This window comes from Prochlorococcus marinus str. MIT 9515 (assembly GCF_000015665.1).
GTDB classification, from domain to species: Bacteria; Cyanobacteriota; Cyanobacteriia; order PCC-6307; family Cyanobiaceae; genus Prochlorococcus_A; species Prochlorococcus_A marinus_P.
This window is the reverse complement of sequence record NC_008817.1, coordinates 1,588,890-1,604,697: the sequence shown is the minus strand read 5'-3', so window position 1 is coordinate 1,604,697 and position 15,808 is coordinate 1,588,890. Positions and strand designations below refer to the sequence as shown.

The following is a 15,808-nucleotide window of genomic DNA, read 5'->3' as shown; positions in this document are numbered from 1 at the left end:
TTGGATAAATTTGCATTTATTCATATTTTAGCGGGGAGTACTTTCGGATTAATATTAAGGTTATTCATCAAATATAATTTTAAAATAAATCAAGGAACTTACTATAATAATACTCTAATAGTGAATGTTTTATCCTCGTTATTTTTGGGTATTTGCGTAGCATTAAGTCCAACTAATAATAATTTTTTATTATTATTTTCTGTTGGTTTTTTAGGTTGTTTAAGTACTTTTTCATCTTTTATATACCAATTATTTAATTTAATTCAAAAAAGAAAATATTTAAATTTAATCTTTTATTATATTGAAGTTTTTGTTTTATCATTTTTATTTTTTTCTTTAGGATATTTTATAATCTTAATTCTTAAAAATTGAACAAAATCTTTTTTTTTAAAATACTATTATTTGCATACCTAGCTTCATTTTTAAGGTTCTTTTTAAATAATAATTTACTAGTAGGAGTTATCGGTTCTTTTGTATATGGCTTTGTGATTTCAAGAAGAGTTAGTAAGTTAAAAAAAGAAATTTTATTAACAGGTTTTTGTTCTTGTTTTACTTCGTTTAGTGGTTTCGTACTTTTTTTATATGAGATTTCTATTCAAGGTTACTTTCTAAAATTATTTTTTTATTTAAATATAATAATAGTACTGAATTTAATAATAATGTACGCAGGTTTTTTACTAGGTAGAAAAGTGACTTAATTTTTATATAATGCTAGTGTTACCCCGATTTAGAGCAATATTATGGAAGACAATAATAATCTCGAGGTGATTACTTCTTTATCGGCAGATTTAACTACTCGTGGAAAGATTACAGTTCAACTTGAAGAATTACTTGTTGCAGGAAATTATGATGAAGCAAAATTATTACTCGAGCCTTCCCAACCTGTTGATATCGCAGATGCAATTGGAAGTCTTCCTTTGATACTGCAGGCACTTGCATTTAGACTATTAAAAAAAAATGAAGCAATTGAGGTTTATGAATACTTAGATCCAATTGTTCAGCAAACACTACTTGATAGACTTCGATCAGGAGAAGTTTTGGAAATCGTTGAAAAAATGTCTCCTGATGATAGGGTTCAACTTTTCGATGAGTTACCTGCAAAAGTTGTAAGAAAATTTTTATCTGCATTAAGTCCCGGCGAAAGAAAAGTAACAGCAGAATTATTAGGATATGAGCCCGAGACTGCGGGTAGATTAATGACTACTGAATTCATAGACTTAAAAGAAATGCAAACGGCTGAGGAGGCATTGTCGTTAGTAAGGAAAAGGGCTGCATTTACCGAAACAATTTACAGCTTGTATGTTACGGATAAAGAAAGACACTTGACTGGGATTTTATCTTTAAGAGATTTAGTTACAGCGGAACCTAGTCGGCCTATTGGTGATGTGATGACAAAAGATGTCGTCAATATTTCTACTAATACTAATCAGGAAGAGGTCGCTAGAGCTATTCAAAGATATGATTTTTTAGCTCTTCCAGTTGTAGATAAAGAAAAAAGACTTGTGGGAATTGTTACTGTTGATGACTTGATCGATGTTATTGAACAAGAAGCCACTCGAGATATTTATGCTGCAGGCGCCGTTCAGCCTGGTGATGAAGATGATTATTTTCAAAGTGGTTTATTTACAATTGCTCGAAGGAGAATACTGTGGCTTTTGATTTTAGTTTTTGCTAACGGATTAACCACAAAAGTCATTGCGATGAATGATCAAATTCTAAAAGAAATAGTTTTGTTAGCTGCTTTTATTCCGTTGCTGATTGGTACTGGAGGTAATGTTGGAGCTCAAAGTTCAACGGTTGTTATAAGAGGCTTAAGCACACAAAAATTAAAATCATTAGGTGCAGTTAAAGCTGTAATAAAGGAGTCTATAACTGGAGCTTTATTAGGAATTTTAATGATGTTAGTAGTTTTCCCTTTCGCTTGGTGGCAAGGTGAGGGGCCTTTAATTGCCTCAGCAGTAGGAATAAGCTTAATATCAATAACTACTTTAGCGGCAACTGCGGGAGCTATTCTTCCTTTGCTTTTTGACAGAATGGGATTAGATCCTGCTCTAATGTCGTCCCCATTTATTACGACAGTGACAGATATAGCTGGAGTGTTTATTTACCTTAGTACGGCAAATTGGCTTCTGAATGCCTCTATTTTATAAAAACCACTAGGTATTTATTCTCATTTTTGTAAATTTGTGGATTTTTTTGTTTAACTTTACATTTCTTAATGGTATTGTTTACAAAACAAGATTAACTTTTATGTCATCCGAAACATTAGTTGAGAATAAATTAGCTAATATATCTTCTCTCAAATCTAGCAACGATGTAGATTTGGTAAGGTCATATTTGAGAGATATTGGAAGAGTTCCACTACTATCACATGAGCAAGAAATAACTCTAGGGAGACAAGTTCAAGAATACATGCAAGTTGAGAGGGCTGAGCTTGAAATCATAGAATTGACAGATAATAAACCCTCAGTTGAAGAATTAGCCGCAAAATTAAATTTATCTTCATCACAAATTAAAAAAAGACTCAGAGCTGGTCAACGTGCGAAAGAAAGAATGGTTGCTGCAAATCTAAGACTTGTTGTTAGTGTTGCCAAAAAATATACTAAGAGAAATATGGAACTACTTGATTTAATTCAAGAAGGAACAATTGGATTGGTAAGGGGGGTAGAAAAATTCGATCCTGCAAGAGGATATAAATTTTCAACTTATGCCTATTGGTGGATTAGGCAAGGAATTACTAGAGCAATTGCGGAAAAAAGTAGAGCTATTAGATTACCTATTCATATCACCGAAATGCTTAATAAGTTAAAAAAAGGGCAACGAGAATTGAGTCAAGAAATGTCAAGAACGCCTACAATTAGCGAACTTGCGAAATATGTTGAATTACCTGAAGATGATGTTAAGGATTTAATGTGCAAAGCGGGCCAGCCAGTGAGTCTCGAAACTAAGGTTGGTGATGGCGAAGATACAGTATTACTAGATTTACTAGCTGGAGGAGAGGATTTGCCTGACGAACAAATTGAGATGGATTGTATGAGAGGTGATCTTCATTCTCTACTTCATCAGCTGCCTGATCTTCAATGTAGAGTTTTAAGAATGAGATATGGAATGGATGGAGATGAACCAATGTCTCTAACTGGTATTGGACGTGTTTTAGGTATCAGTAGAGATAGAGTAAGAAATTTAGAAAGAGATGGTTTGAGAGGTTTACGTAGACTCAGTGAGAATGTTGAAGCCTATTTCGTTTCTTGAATAAATTGATTTATTAAATTGTTAGTTTCCTCAGGATTTTCATCATGTGGACAATGTCCGACTTCCTTAATAACATCAAGTCTCTTAATATTTTTATATTTATCTTTCCAAGATTTTGCTTCATTTAAGGATTCCCATGGATCTTTTTCACCCCAAATCAACTGAATGGGAGCATAAACTTTTTCAAATAGGTCTGTTGCAAGATAATCATCAAATAAATTAATAAATCCACGAAATGCTTCTTTTGAATTTTTTCTTTGAGAAGGGTGATATAAAATTTCTATTAATTCTTCATCTATATTTTTTCCGGAGGGATACGCTTTTTTAAGGATTTGTTTAATTACTGCTGGATTGGCAGCTCTATCAAAAAGGGTGTTACTTATAATTCTTTTACTCACTAATGTTTTTATTACCGGACGTAATAAGTTCATTAATACATCGCTTCTTTTAAGTCTTTTATCGTCCATTGTTCTTTGGGCACAATCAATTAAAACAAGGCCGATACAATTTTCTTTCAGAATTTCGGCAGCTTTTAAAGACACAATGCCACCGATTGAGTTTCCTACTAAATAAACCGGAGATTTTATTACCTCATTACAAAAGGTAGCTATCTGACTACCCCATAGGTCAAAAGAATATTTAATATGATTTTCCTTATAAGATTCATAATCTAATAAGGCCCTAGGTTGGCTACTTTCTCCAAAACCTAATAGATCAATTGAATAGCAATTATAAATATTTCCGAGGAAATTTTGATTATGTCTCCAATGCCATTTTGATGCTCCAAAACCATGGATTAATACAATATTTAAATTATTACTAGATGAAGGTTTTGATGAGGCCCATGATATATCCCAGTTCTTCCATTTCCAAGTTTCGGATGATTTAAAAGCCATTAAAAGAAGAAATATTAATTAAACTTTAATTCAAAAAAAAAATATTTGTTTTTTGTTAATTATTCTTATTTTAGGTAAATTTTTAGAATATGAAAAAAACAAAGGTTGTTTGCATTGGAGAGGCTTTAATAGACAGAATCAAGAATAATTCAAATCAAGAATTTACAGATTTTTTGGGAGGAGCCCCTGCAAATGTTGTTTGCGCATTAAGAAAATTACAAATAAACTCAGCATTTATTGGACGTATAGGAAATGATGAATTTGGTAAAAAATTTATTGAAAAATTTAAAGAATTAGAAGTCAATACCAATTTTTTGCAATTGGATAATAATTTACCTACGCGTATTGTCAAGGTAAACAGAGATAGTAATGGAGATCGATACTTTTCTGGTTTTGATACAAGTTTAAATACAGTTTTTGCTGATGAAGCGCTTGCCATTAATGAAATTAAGAAAGATGTTGAAAGTTTAGAAAAACTCTTTTTAGAAACAAAATATATTGTTTGTGGAACGATTATATTATCTTCCTTAATATCAACAGAGTCTATTCAGTTTCTATTAAATCTAGCTAATAAATTTCATGTGAAAATAGTAATTGATTTGAACTGGCGAGAAGTTTTTTGGGATTTTGCAAGTGATTCATCAGAAACTAGTAAAAAGGAGAGAGTTTACTTAATTAGGAATTTTTTAAATCATGCTCATATTTTAAAGTTGGCAAAAGAGGAAGCAATTTTATTTTTTAAAACTGATAATCCTTTGGAAATATCTAAAACAATGTTAAACCATCCTGATGTGATAATTACGGATGGAGCAAATCCCATTAAATGGTTTATTAACAGTATGCAAGGGAATACTAAAGTAATTAATTCATCAAAAATTATTGATACAACCGGAGCAGGCGATGCTTTTTTAGCTGGATTAATTTCACAATTACTTTCGTTTGATTACCCCTCAAATGAATCAGAAATACAAAATTGTGTTAGGTTTGCAGGTGTTTGTGGGTTAATAACTTGTCTTGGTGAGGGCGCGATTGAGCAGCAACCAGATTATTCAAAGGTTAATGAATTTTTAGGATCCCAGATTTTATAATTTCTCCCAAAATTTGGAGCGTAACTTATTTCTATTTTCCAGAAATTATCCAGAACTGGCTCTATCAACTCTGGCCATTCAATAACCATTATTGCTTCATTTTGTATAGCCTCTTCTTCTTCGGATATAAATAATTCTTTTGCCATAAATTTATTTTCTAGCCTATATAAATCTAAGTGAATTAGTGGAGTTATTCCCGAGTTATAATGATGCGATAAAGCAAAGGTTGGACTTGTAATATCCTCCTTAATGCAAAGCCCATCTGCGATACCTTGGACAAAAGAAGTTTTTCCTGCTCCAAGAGGACCTTGTAATAAAATAATTGATTTTGGATTTAATTCTTGAGCGAATTTTTTTCCTAATTGAATTGTCTCTATTAAATTCCCAATAAACACAAAATTACATAAAAATCATTTATAGTTTAAATGATAAGAATTTTTTTAGAAATGGTTATTGCTAACTCGATTAAAACATCTATACCAAACTACGTTATTACAGATATTTCTCTATCTGATTTCGGACGTAAAGAGATTAAAATTGCTGAAACTGAAATGCCTGGATTAATGGCACTAAGAGAGAAGCATCATTCTGATAAGCCTCTCAAAGGTGCAAAAATAGCAGGTAGTTTGCATATGACTATTCAAACTGCTGTTTTGATTGAGACGCTTGTTGAACTTGGTGCACAAGTCAAATGGGCCTCATGTAATATTTTTTCAACCCAAGATCATGCTGCTGCAGCTATTGCAGAACAAGGAATTGCCGTTTATGCAAAAAAAGGTGAGAGCTTAGATGAATATTGGCAATACACACACTACATTTTAGATTGGGGTACAGATTCTCCCAACATGATCTTGGATGATGGTGGAGATGCAACAGGTTTATTAATACTAGGTAGCAAAGCAGAAAAAGATTTGTCAGTTTTAGATAATCCTAGTAATGAAGAGGAAATAGCTTTGTTTAAATCAATCAAGGCTAAATTGCTAGAGGATAGTAATTTTTATTCTCGTATTAAGGGAAATATTATTGGGGTAACTGAAGAAACTACGACAGGTGTTGCAAGATTGTATCAATTGCAAAAACAAAATGCATTACCATTTCCAGCTATAAACGTAAATGATTCAGTTACTAAGAGTAAATTTGATAATTTATATGGCTGTAGAGAATCTCTAGTTGACAGCATAAAGCGTGCTACAGATGTAATGATTGCAGGAAAAGTTGCTTTAGTCATTGGTTTTGGTGATGTTGGAAAAGGTTCTGCTCAATCATTAAGAGGACTTGGAGCAATAGTTAAAGTTGCGGAGGTAGACCCAATATGTGCTCTTCAAGCAGCTATGGAGGGATTTAGCGTTGTAACATTAGAGGATGTTGTTGAAGATATAGATATATTTGTTACTGCTACTGGTAATTATCAAGTTATAACTAACGATAATCTCGTAAGGATGAAGGATGAGGCGATAGTTTGCAATATTGGACATTTTGATAACGAAATTGATGTTGCTTCCTTAAAAGATTACCCATGGGAAAATATTAAGCCTCAAGTCGATCATATTACTTTGCCAAGTGGGAATAAAATTATTCTTTTAGCGGAGGGAAGACTTGTTAATTTAGGTTGTGCAACAGGCCATCCAAGTTTCGTTATGAGTAATTCTTTTACTAATCAAGTATTGGCTCAAATCGAACTCTTCAATAAGTCAGAAGAATATTCAAAAGAAGTCTATGTATTGCCAAAACATTTAGACGAAATGGTTGCTAGATTACATTTAGATAAAATTGGTGCCAAGTTAACAAAATTAACTAAGGAGCAAGCTGACTATATCAATGTTTCTGTTGAAGGACCTTATAAACCAGAACTATATAGATACTAAAGTTGAGTTTAATTTTTATTAATTTACTCACTTCCATTCCTGAATATATCAGTAAGGCTGTAGAAACAAACTCATTAATTGCTTACCTTACGATAGGTTTAGCGATGTTTTTGGAGAATATCATTCCTCCGATTCCCTCGGAAATAATAATGCCTTTAGGTGGATTTTTTGTTTTCCAACAAAAATTAAATTTTTATCTTTTGGTTTTTTGGGGCTTATTAGGGACGATATTAGGTTCTATCCCTTGGTATTATTTGGGTAAATTAGCAAATGAAAAGAGAATTTCAAACTTTTTAGATAAAAGAGGAAAATATTTAGGAATAACATCTAATGATCTTATTAAAAGTAAAAAATGGTTTGATAAATATGGAGTTTCATTAGTTTTTTGGGGTAGATTGATTCCCGGGATAAGAACATTAATTTCAGTTCCTGCTGGAATGGAACTGATGCCTCTTAGAAAATTCTTAATTTGGACGAGCTTAGGAAGTTTGATATGGGTTGCATTATTAACTTATGCAGGATTTGTATTTGGTGAAAATTATCAAATTATTGAAACTTATTTAGATCAAATTAAATATATTTTAAAACCTATCCTAATTCTGATAATTGTTTATTTGTTAATAAAATTTTTTATGAGACTTTATAAAAAAAATATATCTTAAAAAGGAATATCTCCAGAGTTATTATTATTTGTAAAATTACTATTATCTGTCTCTTTCCTAGAACTTAATAAATTTAATCTATCCACCCTTACTACAGGTTTAAATCTATCTTCACCTGAATTTTTATCTTTCCAACTATCAATTTTAAAACTTCCTGTAATACCAATCAAGGAACCTTTTTTTACATAGTCAGCAGCTATTTGTGCTTGTTTACCCCATATTTCTAGATTGAACCAGTCAGGTTCATCACCTTTACTTAATCTGTTAACTGCTAGGGTGAAGTTAGCTACTGTGCTCCCTGACTCAAAATATCTTACATCTGGTTCTCTTCCGGCTCTGCCAACCAAATTTATAGTGTTAATTTCCATAATTTAATTTTTTTCTATATTACTCATTTTTTTTGTTTTTGCTTAAAGTTTTGCAAGCTATTCATAACTAAATGATAGATTTTTGAGAGGTAGTGACAGAATAGATATATTATTTATTTAATAGATTTTTTATTGTGATTTTTAACAGATTTAAATTTTCTAGGGATATCGGTATTGATTTGGGTACTGCTAATACTCTTATTCATGTATCAGGTAAGGGTGTCGTTTTACAAGAACCTTCAGTTGTAGCGATGGATCTTGAAGAGGGAGTTCCTCTGGCAGTAGGTGAAGAAGCAAAATTAATGCTCGGAAGAACACCAGGAAATATAAGAGCCGTGAGACCTTTAAGAGATGGAGTTATCGCAGATTTTGATGCGGCGGAACAAATGATAAAAACTTTTATTCAAAAATGCAATGAAGGGAGGGGGCTTTTAGCTCCAAGAATAGTCATTGGTATCCCTAGTGGAGTTACTAGTGTCGAACGAAGAGCAGTTAGAGAAGCTGGCTTGGCTGGAGCTAGGGAGGTACATTTGATTGATGAACCAGTAGCTGCTGCAATAGGAGCTTCATTACCAGTAACGGAACCTATTGGGACTATGATTGTTGATATAGGAGGGGGAACTACTGAAGTAGCAGTTCTAAGTCTAGGTGGAACGGTTTTAAGCGAATCTGTAAGAATAGCTGGTGATGAACTTAATGAATCAATAGCAATTTATCTTAAAAAAGTACATAACTTAGTCGTCGGAGAGAGAACTGCTGAAGATATAAAAATAAAAATTGGATCAGCATTTCCAGATGACGAATTTGATACTACCTCTATAGAAGTAAGAGGTTTACATCTTTTATCTGGGTTACCAAGATCTATCACCTTAACCTCAGGAGAAATTCGAGAGGCAATGTCTGAACCTCTTAGTAAGATTGTTGAAGCTGTAAAAAGAACTTTGGAGCGAACCCCTCCTGAATTAGCTGCAGATATAGTTGATAGAGGAATTATGCTTGCTGGAGGTGGAGCCCTTGTAAGAGGTGTTAGTGATTTACTAAGTCATGAAACTGGGATTTTTACGCACATAGCAGAAAATCCATTACTTTGCGTTGTTAACGGTTGTGGATTGGTACTAGACGATTTCAAAAAACTCAAAAGAGTTGTTGATACTCCTGATTTTATAAGGAATGCGATCAGAGATTGATTGAATGGTAGATATTCGAAGAATATCAACTAATCGTTGGTGGCATAAAAAGAAGAATTGGGTTTTATTTATATTTTTATTGTTTTTGATTTTTGTGAGAATATCCAGAGGATCTCTATATAAAGACCTTTATTTTTTAATTTCAAAACCGTTTTGGCCAGGCCAATTTCAAAGAGAGGTTTTAACTAAAAGTGTTGAACAAGAGTCTTTTGTAAGGTTAAAACAGCTAGAGAAAGATAATAAAAGATTACGTGAAATTTTATCACTACAAAGATTATCTGACTCTGAAACTATTTCAGCAACTGTTATTTCAAGAAAAACAGGGAGCTGGTGGAGGCAAATTATTTTAAATAAAGGTTCCAAAGACGGAGTAGAAGTTGGGAGTTTTGTTGTTGGCCCTGGAGGATTATTAGGAAGAGTGAATAATACTTCTTTATTTACTTCGTCTGTCACATTATTAACTTCTCCTGAGAGTAAAGTGGGGATTTGGGTTGAAAGAATTCAGAGCCATGGGTTACTAGTGGGCTTAGGAAATGATCATCCAAAAGTAATTTTTTATAATAAGGAGGTTGATATTGAAGTGGGCGATTTTGTTTTATCATCCCCCGCCAGCACTTTATTGCCTCCAAATATTCCTATAGGTATTATTCAATCTGTTGATGCGGAATTCAAAGCACAAAAAACTGCAAATCTTTTGCTTTTAGGAAAACCTCAAGCAATAGATTGGGTTCAAATCGTAAAAGTTAAAATTTAAATGGAAAAATACTTAATTAAACATTTTCCTTTAATTTCTTTTTTATTTCTTCCAATAGTTTACTTTTGGGATCCGAATTGGATGGGATTTTTTGGGGTTCAACCTTATTGGCCCTTATTTTGGTTATTGCCTTGGTCTATGATCTATGGATCAATTGATGGTCTAATAGTTGGGTTGTGTTTAGGACTTGTTTTAGATTCTATAAGTCCTAATAATGGTTTTACACAAATACCAGGCTTGATTTTATGTGGAATATGGTTTGGAAAATTAAGTGTTTCTAGTAACAAAATAATTAGTCACTTCAGACATGGACTTATCTGTTTAATTGCTAGTTTTGTATGTGGTTCGTTATATTTTTCTCAAATCTTGATAAAAAATGCATCTCAAAGTAGTATTTTTTTGTATTTTCCTAGCATAAGCAATATTTTTGCTAGTGTTTTTGTCACTGGTTTATTCGCCCCATTATTTTGCTCATTACTCTTACGTCTCTTTATAGGATCAAAAGGAAGATACAAAATAATTAATCTTAAAAAAATTAAATAATTTTATAAATTGTCAGAAAGTCATTTTTCAATAATAAAATAATTTTGTAAATTTAAGTAATTTATCTTTTAGGGGGCATAATGTTATATTTTTAATTGTTAGATTATATTTACAGGATGTTCATTGCAAAATAAATTTGCTTTGAATTATTTGCAAAAATTTTTTTTTCGATGTCAAAAGCAAGCATTTTAGTTGTTGATGATGAACCAGCTGTATTGAAAGTATTAGTTACTAGACTTCAATTGGCTGGATATCAAGTTCACCAAGCTACTAATGGAGAAGAAGCTCTTGAAGCTTTTCATAGAGAATCTCCAGATTTAATAGTTCTTGATGTGATGCTTCCCAAAATGGATGGATTTGCAGTTTGCAGAAGAATCAGAGCTGAATCGGTAGTACCTATAATATTTTTAACTGCTTTAGAGGCTATTTCTGAAAGGGTAGCTGGTTTAGATTTAGGAGCTGACGATTATTTGTCAAAACCATTTAGTCCTAAGGAATTAGAAGCCAGAATAGCCACAATCTTGAGGCGGATGGGTCCCAGTATTACAGTTACTGAAACTAAAGAGGTCCCTTCTGGTAAAGGTGTGATGAAATTCGGAAATCTTGTAGTTGATACTAATAGAAGACAAGTTTCTAGAGCTGGAGAAAGAATTAGCTTAACTTATACTGAATTTAGTCTTCTTGAACTTTTATTTGATGAACCAGGTAAGGTAGTTCCAAGAGCTGAAATACTTGAGCAACTTTGGGGATATCCTCCTCGACGCGCAGCTGATTTAAGAGTTGTAGATGTTTATGTAGCTAGACTTAGAGGAAAGCTAGAGCCTGATCCCAGAAATCCAGAGTTAATTCTTACTGTTAGAGGAATAGGTTATGCTTCTCAAAGAGTTGGAGAAACAGCAACATCTTTGGCAAGTTGATCCTAAGTCTGATAGTTTGATTAAATAAAACATAAATATTGAGTTAAATTTTGTCTGAAATAAGAGAAGCTCGCTTATTAAAAGCTAATTCACTAATTAATAAAGGATTTGAACCTTACGCAGAAACTTTTAAGATATCTCATTCTACTAGATTCCTTAATGAGAAATTCGGCTATTTAGATAATGGTCAAGAGTTTGACCTAAACGTTTCTCTTGCAGGAAGAGTTTTAGCAAAAAGAGTGATGGGGAAAATTGCTTTTTTTACCATTACTGATCAAGAAGGTAAGATTCAGCTGTATTTAGAAAAAAGAATTATTGACGATTATGAAATCAATGCAAAACTGCTTTCTTTTGAAGATCTAAAGGAAATTGTAGATATTGGAGATTGGATAGGTGTTTTTGGAACTATTAAGAAAACTAATAAAGGTGAACTTTCAATCAAAGTCTCCAAATGGGAAATGTTATCAAAATCATTACAGCCATTGCCTGATAAATGGCATGGTTTAACAGATATAGAAAAAAGATATAGGCAAAGATATTTAGATCTAATAGTTAATCCTTTATCAAAAACTGTATTTAAAACAAGAGCAAAGTGTATTAGTCTGATAAGAAGATGGTTAGATGAAAAAAATTTTTTAGAGATAGAGACACCAATACTTCAATCTGAGGCTGGAGGCGCTGAAGCCAGGCCATTTATTACACATCATAATACTCTAGACATACCTCTTTATTTAAGAATAGCTACGGAATTGCATTTAAAAAGAATGGTCGTAGGAGGGTTTGAGAAAGTATATGAGTTAGGACGTATTTTTCGTAATGAAGGCGTAAGTACAAAACATAATCCTGAATTCACTTCAGTGGAAATTTATCAGGCTTTCTCTAATTACATAGATATGATGAATTTAACTGAAGATTTGATCAAAAATATTGTGTTAAGTTGCTGTGATTCCTTAGTTATTAATTATCAAGATAAAGTAATTGATTTTTCAAAACCTTGGAAAAGAATATCTATGAAAAATGTTGTTAAGGAATATACCGGGATTGATTTTGACTCTTTTGATGGTGATTTGAATAAAGCTAAAAAGTTTTCCGAGGAAATTAATATTGAAATATCGCCTAAAATAAATACCTTAGGTAGACTTCTAAATGAAGTTTTTGAACAAAAGGTTGAATCTCAACTCATAGAACCAACTTTTGTGACTGATTATCCAATCGAAATATCCCCTCTAGCAAGACGCCATCCTAAAAATAAAGAGATGGTACAAAGATTTGAGTTGTTTATTGCGGGTCGTGAACTTGCTAACGCATTCAGTGAATTAATAGATCCAGTTGATCAAAGACAAAGAATGCAATTACAGCAATCTTTGCGAGATGCAGGTGATCTTGAGGCTCATTGTATTGATGAAGATTTTTTACAAGCTTTGGAAATAGGTATGCCACCCACTGGAGGTTTAGGAATTGGAATTGACAGGCTTGTTATGTTACTCACAAATAGTTCCTCAATAAGAGATGTTATACCCTTCCCATTGTTAAAACCAGAACTAACTTCTAATAAATCTGAAAAATCAACCTCGAATGAAGTAAAATAAAGATTGATCCAATACGAAATTTTTTAAATGAGTGGTGAACGTGTTGGTTTCCGCTTCAAGCACGCAGATGCAGTAGTGAAAAGAAATCCTCAAGGCCGATCAAGAAGAGGCTGGGTTATGGAACCAGTTGAACAAACTACGAGTAGAGGGACTAAAATGCCCGCTTATAGAATTCGCTGGAGAGATAGCGAAAGACCTGAAACTGTTTTACAGCACATGTTAATTGCTGACCCGGACCCTTCTCCTCCTCCCAATTCAGTAAGTTTAGACTCTGATTAATAATATTTGAAAGAAGTCGTTCCTTAATTATCTCTTAAGAGCAGTTTTTATTTCTCTTTTAATATCTTTTTGTTTATCGGCTTGTCTTTTATCATGTAATTTTTTACCTTTACCTATACCAATTGTTAATTTTATCCATGACCCTTTTAAATAAATAGATAAGGGAATAATGGTTAACCCCTTTTTCTCAGTATTGGATTTAAGCTTAAAGATTTCTTTTTTATGTAACAATAATTTTCTATTTCGTAGTGGATCGTGATTAAAAAAAGAGCCAACATTTTTATGTGGGGAAATGTGGACATTTAATAAAAGTATTTCACCATCTCTAAATGAACAATACCCATCTCTTAAATTTACATTCCCGTTTCTTATAGATTTCACTTCAGTCCCTAAAAGTTCAATTCCAGCTTCGATTGTTTCACTGATTTCATACTGAAATTTTGCATATCGATTTTCTGCAAGACGTTTAAAAACGGCTTCTTTTTTGTTGCTTTTATTTGATTTGTTTGAAACTTTTGCAATCATAGTTGTAAAAAATCTTTCCCCAAAGAACAATTGCCATTAATCTTTAATTATGGCAATAATTTCTTCAAGTTTAGATGAATCTAATATTCCTCGCTCAAGAAAAGAGTTGAGGTTAGTTGATTCAAAGATAATTGCTGATGAAAAAATAAATAAGAATTTAAATATAGTTCGGCCAACTTCTTTTAAAGAATTTATTGGACAAGAGCAAATTAAATCTTCATTAAAAATAGCTATAGATGCTTCTAAATATAGGAAAGAAGCACTAGAACATACACTTTTATATGGTCAACCAGGGTTAGGAAAAACTACTTTAGCGTTATTGATTTCTTATGAAATGAATTCAAAATGTAGAGTGGCAAGCGCACCTTCAATTGAAAGACCAAGGGATATTGTGGGATTACTTCTTGGATTAAAAGAAGGAGAGATTTTATTCATTGATGAAATACATCGTTTAAACAAATTAACTGAAGAGCTTTTATATTCTGCAATGGAAGATTTTAGGCTGGATTTAACAATGGGAGCTAATAGAGGGGCTCGCTGCAGAACAATAAATCTACCGAAATTTACTTTGATCGGGGCCACAACAAAACTCGCATCAATTAGTGCTCCACTCAGAGATAGATTTGGACTATGTCATAAAATTGAATTTTATTCAAATGATGAATTGAAACAAATAATTTTTAATTTTTCTAATTTGATAAACCTTCAGTTGGACAGTGATGCGTGCTGCTCGCTAGCCAAGATCTCAAGAGGAACTCCAAGAATTGCATTGCGATTATTAAAAAGAGTTAGAGATTATGCTCAGGTTATGAAAAAGACTAATAAAATTTCCATTGAGATTATCGAAAAAGCTTTAGATTCTCAAAAAATTGATAATAGAGGATTGGATAATGTAGATAGGAAATTCTTGTCTTTTTTGAAACTTAATAATAATAATCCGATTGGCTTAGATTCAATTGCTGCAGGTATGGGCGAGGAATCTTCAATGTTAGAGTTTGTAGTTGAGCCATATTTAATTCAAATTGGGTTTATTATGAGAACTCCTCGAGGAAGAAAACTTACATCTTTAGGGAAAAAGTATATTAGTTCCAACAATGAAAAGTACTAAAAAGATTAAGCCTTATTTTTTATTGATTTGTTTTTTGATTAATATCTTATGTGTTTCGCCAAGTTTTTCGTTAAGTTCAAAGGAAAATTTTTTTAAAAATGCTTTAAATTTAAGTTCCAGCGGAGAATTTAATCTCGCATTAAAACAATGGAATAATTATTTGGAATTATTTCCTGATGATGCAGCTGCTTTAAGTAACAGAGGAAATATAAAACTTGTTATTGGTGATCCCGAAGGCGCAATAGAGGATCAAGATAAGGCCATTGCTTTAGATCCTAATGAGTTAGATCCCTATATTAATAGAGGTATAGTAAAAGAATCTCTAGGTCTTTGGTTACAGGCAAAAAATGATTATCTATATGTGATTTCGAAAGATAAAAATAATTTTTCTGCTTTATATAATCTTGCTAATGTTGAAGGTTCTTTGTCAGATTGGCAGAGTGCAAGGGATTTGTTTTCTCAAGCTTCAGAATCAAATACTGGTTTCGCTATGGCACGATCAAGTATGGCTTTGGCCGACTATCAATTAGGAAAAATGGAAGAGAGTGAAAAAGAATTAAAAAAATTGATTAGGCGTTATCCAACTTTTGCCGATGCGAGAGCAGCATTAACAGCCTTGGAATGGTCAAAAGGGATTTCTGGTGAAGCTGAAAGTAACTGGATAGCAGTTATGGAATTAGACTCAAGATATGCTGATGAGGAATGGTTAATCAAAGTTCGAAGATGGCCTCAAAAACCAACTAAAGATTTGATGAGATTTATAGCTCTTAAATAA

19 protein-coding genes are annotated in these 15,808 nt (G+C 32.4%); 15 read left to right on the top strand and 4 right to left on the bottom strand.

What is annotated here, in order from left to right; all coding sequences use genetic code 11:
* From P9515_RS08735 to P9515_RS08720, 4 genes are all read left to right on the top strand, one after another.
* Nucleotides 1–372 carry a FluC/FEX family fluoride channel gene (locus tag P9515_RS08735; RefSeq protein ID WP_041710664.1) on the top strand — a complete coding sequence of 124 codons (372 nt, stop codon included), beginning with the start codon at nt 1–3 and terminating at the stop codon, nt 370–372.
* The gene (locus P9515_RS08730; protein ID WP_011821112.1) at nt 369–698 is read left to right on the top strand and encodes a CrcB family protein; all 330 of its coding nucleotides are present in this window, start codon (nt 369–371) and stop codon (nt 696–698) included. Before P9515_RS08735 ends, P9515_RS08730 begins: the two co-directional genes overlap by 4 nt.
* A 42-nt stretch (nt 699–740) precedes the next feature.
* The gene (mgtE, locus tag P9515_RS08725) at nt 741–2,150 is read left to right on the top strand and encodes a magnesium transporter (RefSeq protein ID WP_011821111.1); all 1,410 of its coding nucleotides are present in this window, start codon (nt 741–743) and stop codon (nt 2,148–2,150) included.
* Between the two features lie 100 nt (nt 2,151–2,250).
* Nucleotides 2,251–3,252, top strand: a complete 1,002-nt coding sequence (locus tag P9515_RS08720) for an RpoD/SigA family RNA polymerase sigma factor (protein WP_011821110.1) — start codon at nt 2,251–2,253, stop codon at nt 3,250–3,252.
* Here the strand turns inward: P9515_RS08720 and P9515_RS08715 are convergent.
* Complete coding sequence (locus tag P9515_RS08715) at nt 3,237–4,148, bottom strand: alpha/beta fold hydrolase (RefSeq protein ID WP_011821109.1); 912 nt, start codon at nt 4,146–4,148, stop codon at nt 3,237–3,239. The two genes, P9515_RS08720 and P9515_RS08715, sit on opposite strands and share 16 nt — an antisense overlap.
* Before the next feature lie 89 nt (nt 4,149–4,237).
* On the opposite strand from P9515_RS08715, the gene P9515_RS08710 reads away from it, so the two are divergent.
* Entirely contained in the window at nt 4,238–5,236 is a 999-nt protein-coding gene (locus P9515_RS08710; RefSeq protein WP_011821108.1) for a carbohydrate kinase family protein, read from the top strand.
* Here P9515_RS08710 and tsaE read toward each other — a convergent pair.
* The gene (tsaE, locus tag P9515_RS08705; protein ID WP_011821107.1) at nt 5,194–5,631 is read right to left on the bottom strand and encodes a tRNA (adenosine(37)-N6)-threonylcarbamoyltransferase complex ATPase subunit type 1 TsaE; all 438 of its coding nucleotides are present in this window, start codon (nt 5,629–5,631) and stop codon (nt 5,194–5,196) included. The two genes, P9515_RS08710 and tsaE, sit on opposite strands and share 43 nt — an antisense overlap.
* 51 nt (nt 5,632–5,682) lie before the next feature.
* Between tsaE and ahcY the strand changes: the two genes are divergently transcribed.
* Nucleotides 5,683–7,101 carry an adenosylhomocysteinase gene (ahcY, locus tag P9515_RS08700; protein ID WP_041710798.1) on the top strand — a complete coding sequence of 473 codons (1,419 nt, stop codon included), beginning with the start codon at nt 5,683–5,685 and terminating at the stop codon, nt 7,099–7,101.
* 2 nt (nt 7,102–7,103) lie between these two features.
* Nucleotides 7,104–7,763, top strand: coding sequence for a DedA family protein (locus P9515_RS08695; RefSeq protein WP_011821105.1), 660 nt, complete (start codon nt 7,104–7,106; stop codon nt 7,761–7,763).
* Here the strand turns inward: P9515_RS08695 and P9515_RS08690 are convergent.
* The gene (locus P9515_RS08690) at nt 7,760–8,131 is read right to left on the bottom strand and encodes a single-stranded DNA-binding protein (protein ID WP_011821104.1); all 372 of its coding nucleotides are present in this window, start codon (nt 8,129–8,131) and stop codon (nt 7,760–7,762) included. The two genes, P9515_RS08695 and P9515_RS08690, sit on opposite strands and share 4 nt — an antisense overlap.
* Nucleotides 8,132–8,265: 134 nt before the next feature.
* On the opposite strand from P9515_RS08690, the gene P9515_RS08685 reads away from it, so the two are divergent.
* The 6 genes from P9515_RS08685 to P9515_RS08660 all read left to right on the top strand — a co-directional run bounded on the left by P9515_RS08685 (nt 8,266) and on the right by P9515_RS08660 (nt 13,400).
* A complete protein-coding gene (locus tag P9515_RS08685; RefSeq protein ID WP_011821103.1) occupies nt 8,266–9,318 on the top strand; it encodes a rod shape-determining protein in 1,053 nt (350 codons plus the stop codon).
* A 4-nt stretch (nt 9,319–9,322) separates the two neighbouring features.
* Nucleotides 9,323–10,072, top strand: coding sequence for a rod shape-determining protein MreC (gene mreC / locus P9515_RS08680; protein ID WP_011821102.1), 750 nt, complete (start codon nt 9,323–9,325; stop codon nt 10,070–10,072).
* Nucleotides 10,073–10,615: a hypothetical protein gene (locus P9515_RS08675; protein WP_041710663.1), complete on the top strand. Its 543-nt coding sequence runs from the start codon at nt 10,073–10,075 to the stop codon at nt 10,613–10,615.
* A gap of 170 nt (nt 10,616–10,785) precedes the next feature.
* Nucleotides 10,786–11,532 carry a response regulator transcription factor RpaB gene (rpaB, locus tag P9515_RS08670; RefSeq protein ID WP_011821100.1) on the top strand — a complete coding sequence of 249 codons (747 nt, stop codon included), beginning with the start codon at nt 10,786–10,788 and terminating at the stop codon, nt 11,530–11,532.
* Nucleotides 11,533–11,582: 50 nt separating this feature from the next.
* Nucleotides 11,583–13,121 carry a lysine--tRNA ligase gene (gene lysS, locus P9515_RS08665; protein ID WP_011821099.1) on the top strand — a complete coding sequence of 513 codons (1,539 nt, stop codon included), beginning with the start codon at nt 11,583–11,585 and terminating at the stop codon, nt 13,119–13,121.
* A gap of 27 nt (nt 13,122–13,148) precedes the next feature.
* Nucleotides 13,149–13,400, top strand: coding sequence for a hypothetical protein (locus P9515_RS08660; RefSeq protein ID WP_011821098.1), 252 nt, complete (start codon nt 13,149–13,151; stop codon nt 13,398–13,400).
* 27 nt (nt 13,401–13,427) lie between these two features.
* On the opposite strand, the gene smpB is transcribed toward P9515_RS08660, so the two are convergent.
* On the bottom strand, nt 13,428–13,922 hold the full coding sequence (gene smpB / locus P9515_RS08655; RefSeq protein ID WP_041710797.1) for an SsrA-binding protein SmpB: 495 nt from the start codon (nt 13,920–13,922) through the stop codon (nt 13,428–13,430).
* A gap of 52 nt (nt 13,923–13,974) precedes the next feature.
* On the opposite strand from smpB, the gene ruvB reads away from it, so the two are divergent.
* Nucleotides 13,975–15,033, top strand: a complete 1,059-nt coding sequence (gene ruvB, locus P9515_RS08650; RefSeq protein WP_011821096.1) for a Holliday junction branch migration DNA helicase RuvB — start codon at nt 13,975–13,977, stop codon at nt 15,031–15,033.
* Nucleotides 15,020–15,808, top strand: coding sequence for a tetratricopeptide repeat protein (locus P9515_RS08645; RefSeq protein ID WP_011821095.1), 789 nt, complete (start codon nt 15,020–15,022; stop codon nt 15,806–15,808). The genes ruvB and P9515_RS08645 overlap by 14 nt, the downstream gene beginning before the upstream one ends.

Excerpts from the sequence above, each read along its gene's own strand:
- mgtE (WP_011821111.1), top strand. The coding sequence starts at position 741 with ATGGAAGACAATAATAATCTCGAGGTGATTACTTCTTTATCGGCAGAT.
- P9515_RS08720 (WP_011821110.1), top strand. The coding sequence starts at position 2,251 with ATGTCATCCGAAACATTAGTTGAGAATAAATTAGCTAATATATCTTCT.
- P9515_RS08715 (WP_011821109.1), bottom strand. The coding sequence starts at position 4,148 with ATGGCTTTTAAATCATCCGAAACTTGGAAATGGAAGAACTGGGATATA.
- P9515_RS08710 (WP_011821108.1), top strand. The coding sequence starts at position 4,238 with ATGAAAAAAACAAAGGTTGTTTGCATTGGAGAGGCTTTAATAGACAGA.
- ahcY (WP_041710798.1), top strand. The coding sequence starts at position 5,683 with ATGGTTATTGCTAACTCGATTAAAACATCTATACCAAACTACGTTATT.
- P9515_RS08690 (WP_011821104.1), bottom strand. The coding sequence starts at position 8,131 with ATGGAAATTAACACTATAAATTTGGTTGGCAGAGCCGGAAGAGAACCA.
- mreC (WP_011821102.1), top strand. The coding sequence starts at position 9,323 with ATGGTAGATATTCGAAGAATATCAACTAATCGTTGGTGGCATAAAAAG.
- P9515_RS08675 (WP_041710663.1), top strand. The coding sequence starts at position 10,073 with ATGGAAAAATACTTAATTAAACATTTTCCTTTAATTTCTTTTTTATTT.
- rpaB (WP_011821100.1), top strand. The coding sequence starts at position 10,786 with ATGTCAAAAGCAAGCATTTTAGTTGTTGATGATGAACCAGCTGTATTG.
- P9515_RS08660 (WP_011821098.1), top strand. The coding sequence starts at position 13,149 with ATGAGTGGTGAACGTGTTGGTTTCCGCTTCAAGCACGCAGATGCAGTA.
- ruvB (WP_011821096.1), top strand. The coding sequence starts at position 13,975 with ATGGCAATAATTTCTTCAAGTTTAGATGAATCTAATATTCCTCGCTCA.
- P9515_RS08645 (WP_011821095.1), top strand. The coding sequence starts at position 15,020 with ATGAAAAGTACTAAAAAGATTAAGCCTTATTTTTTATTGATTTGTTTT.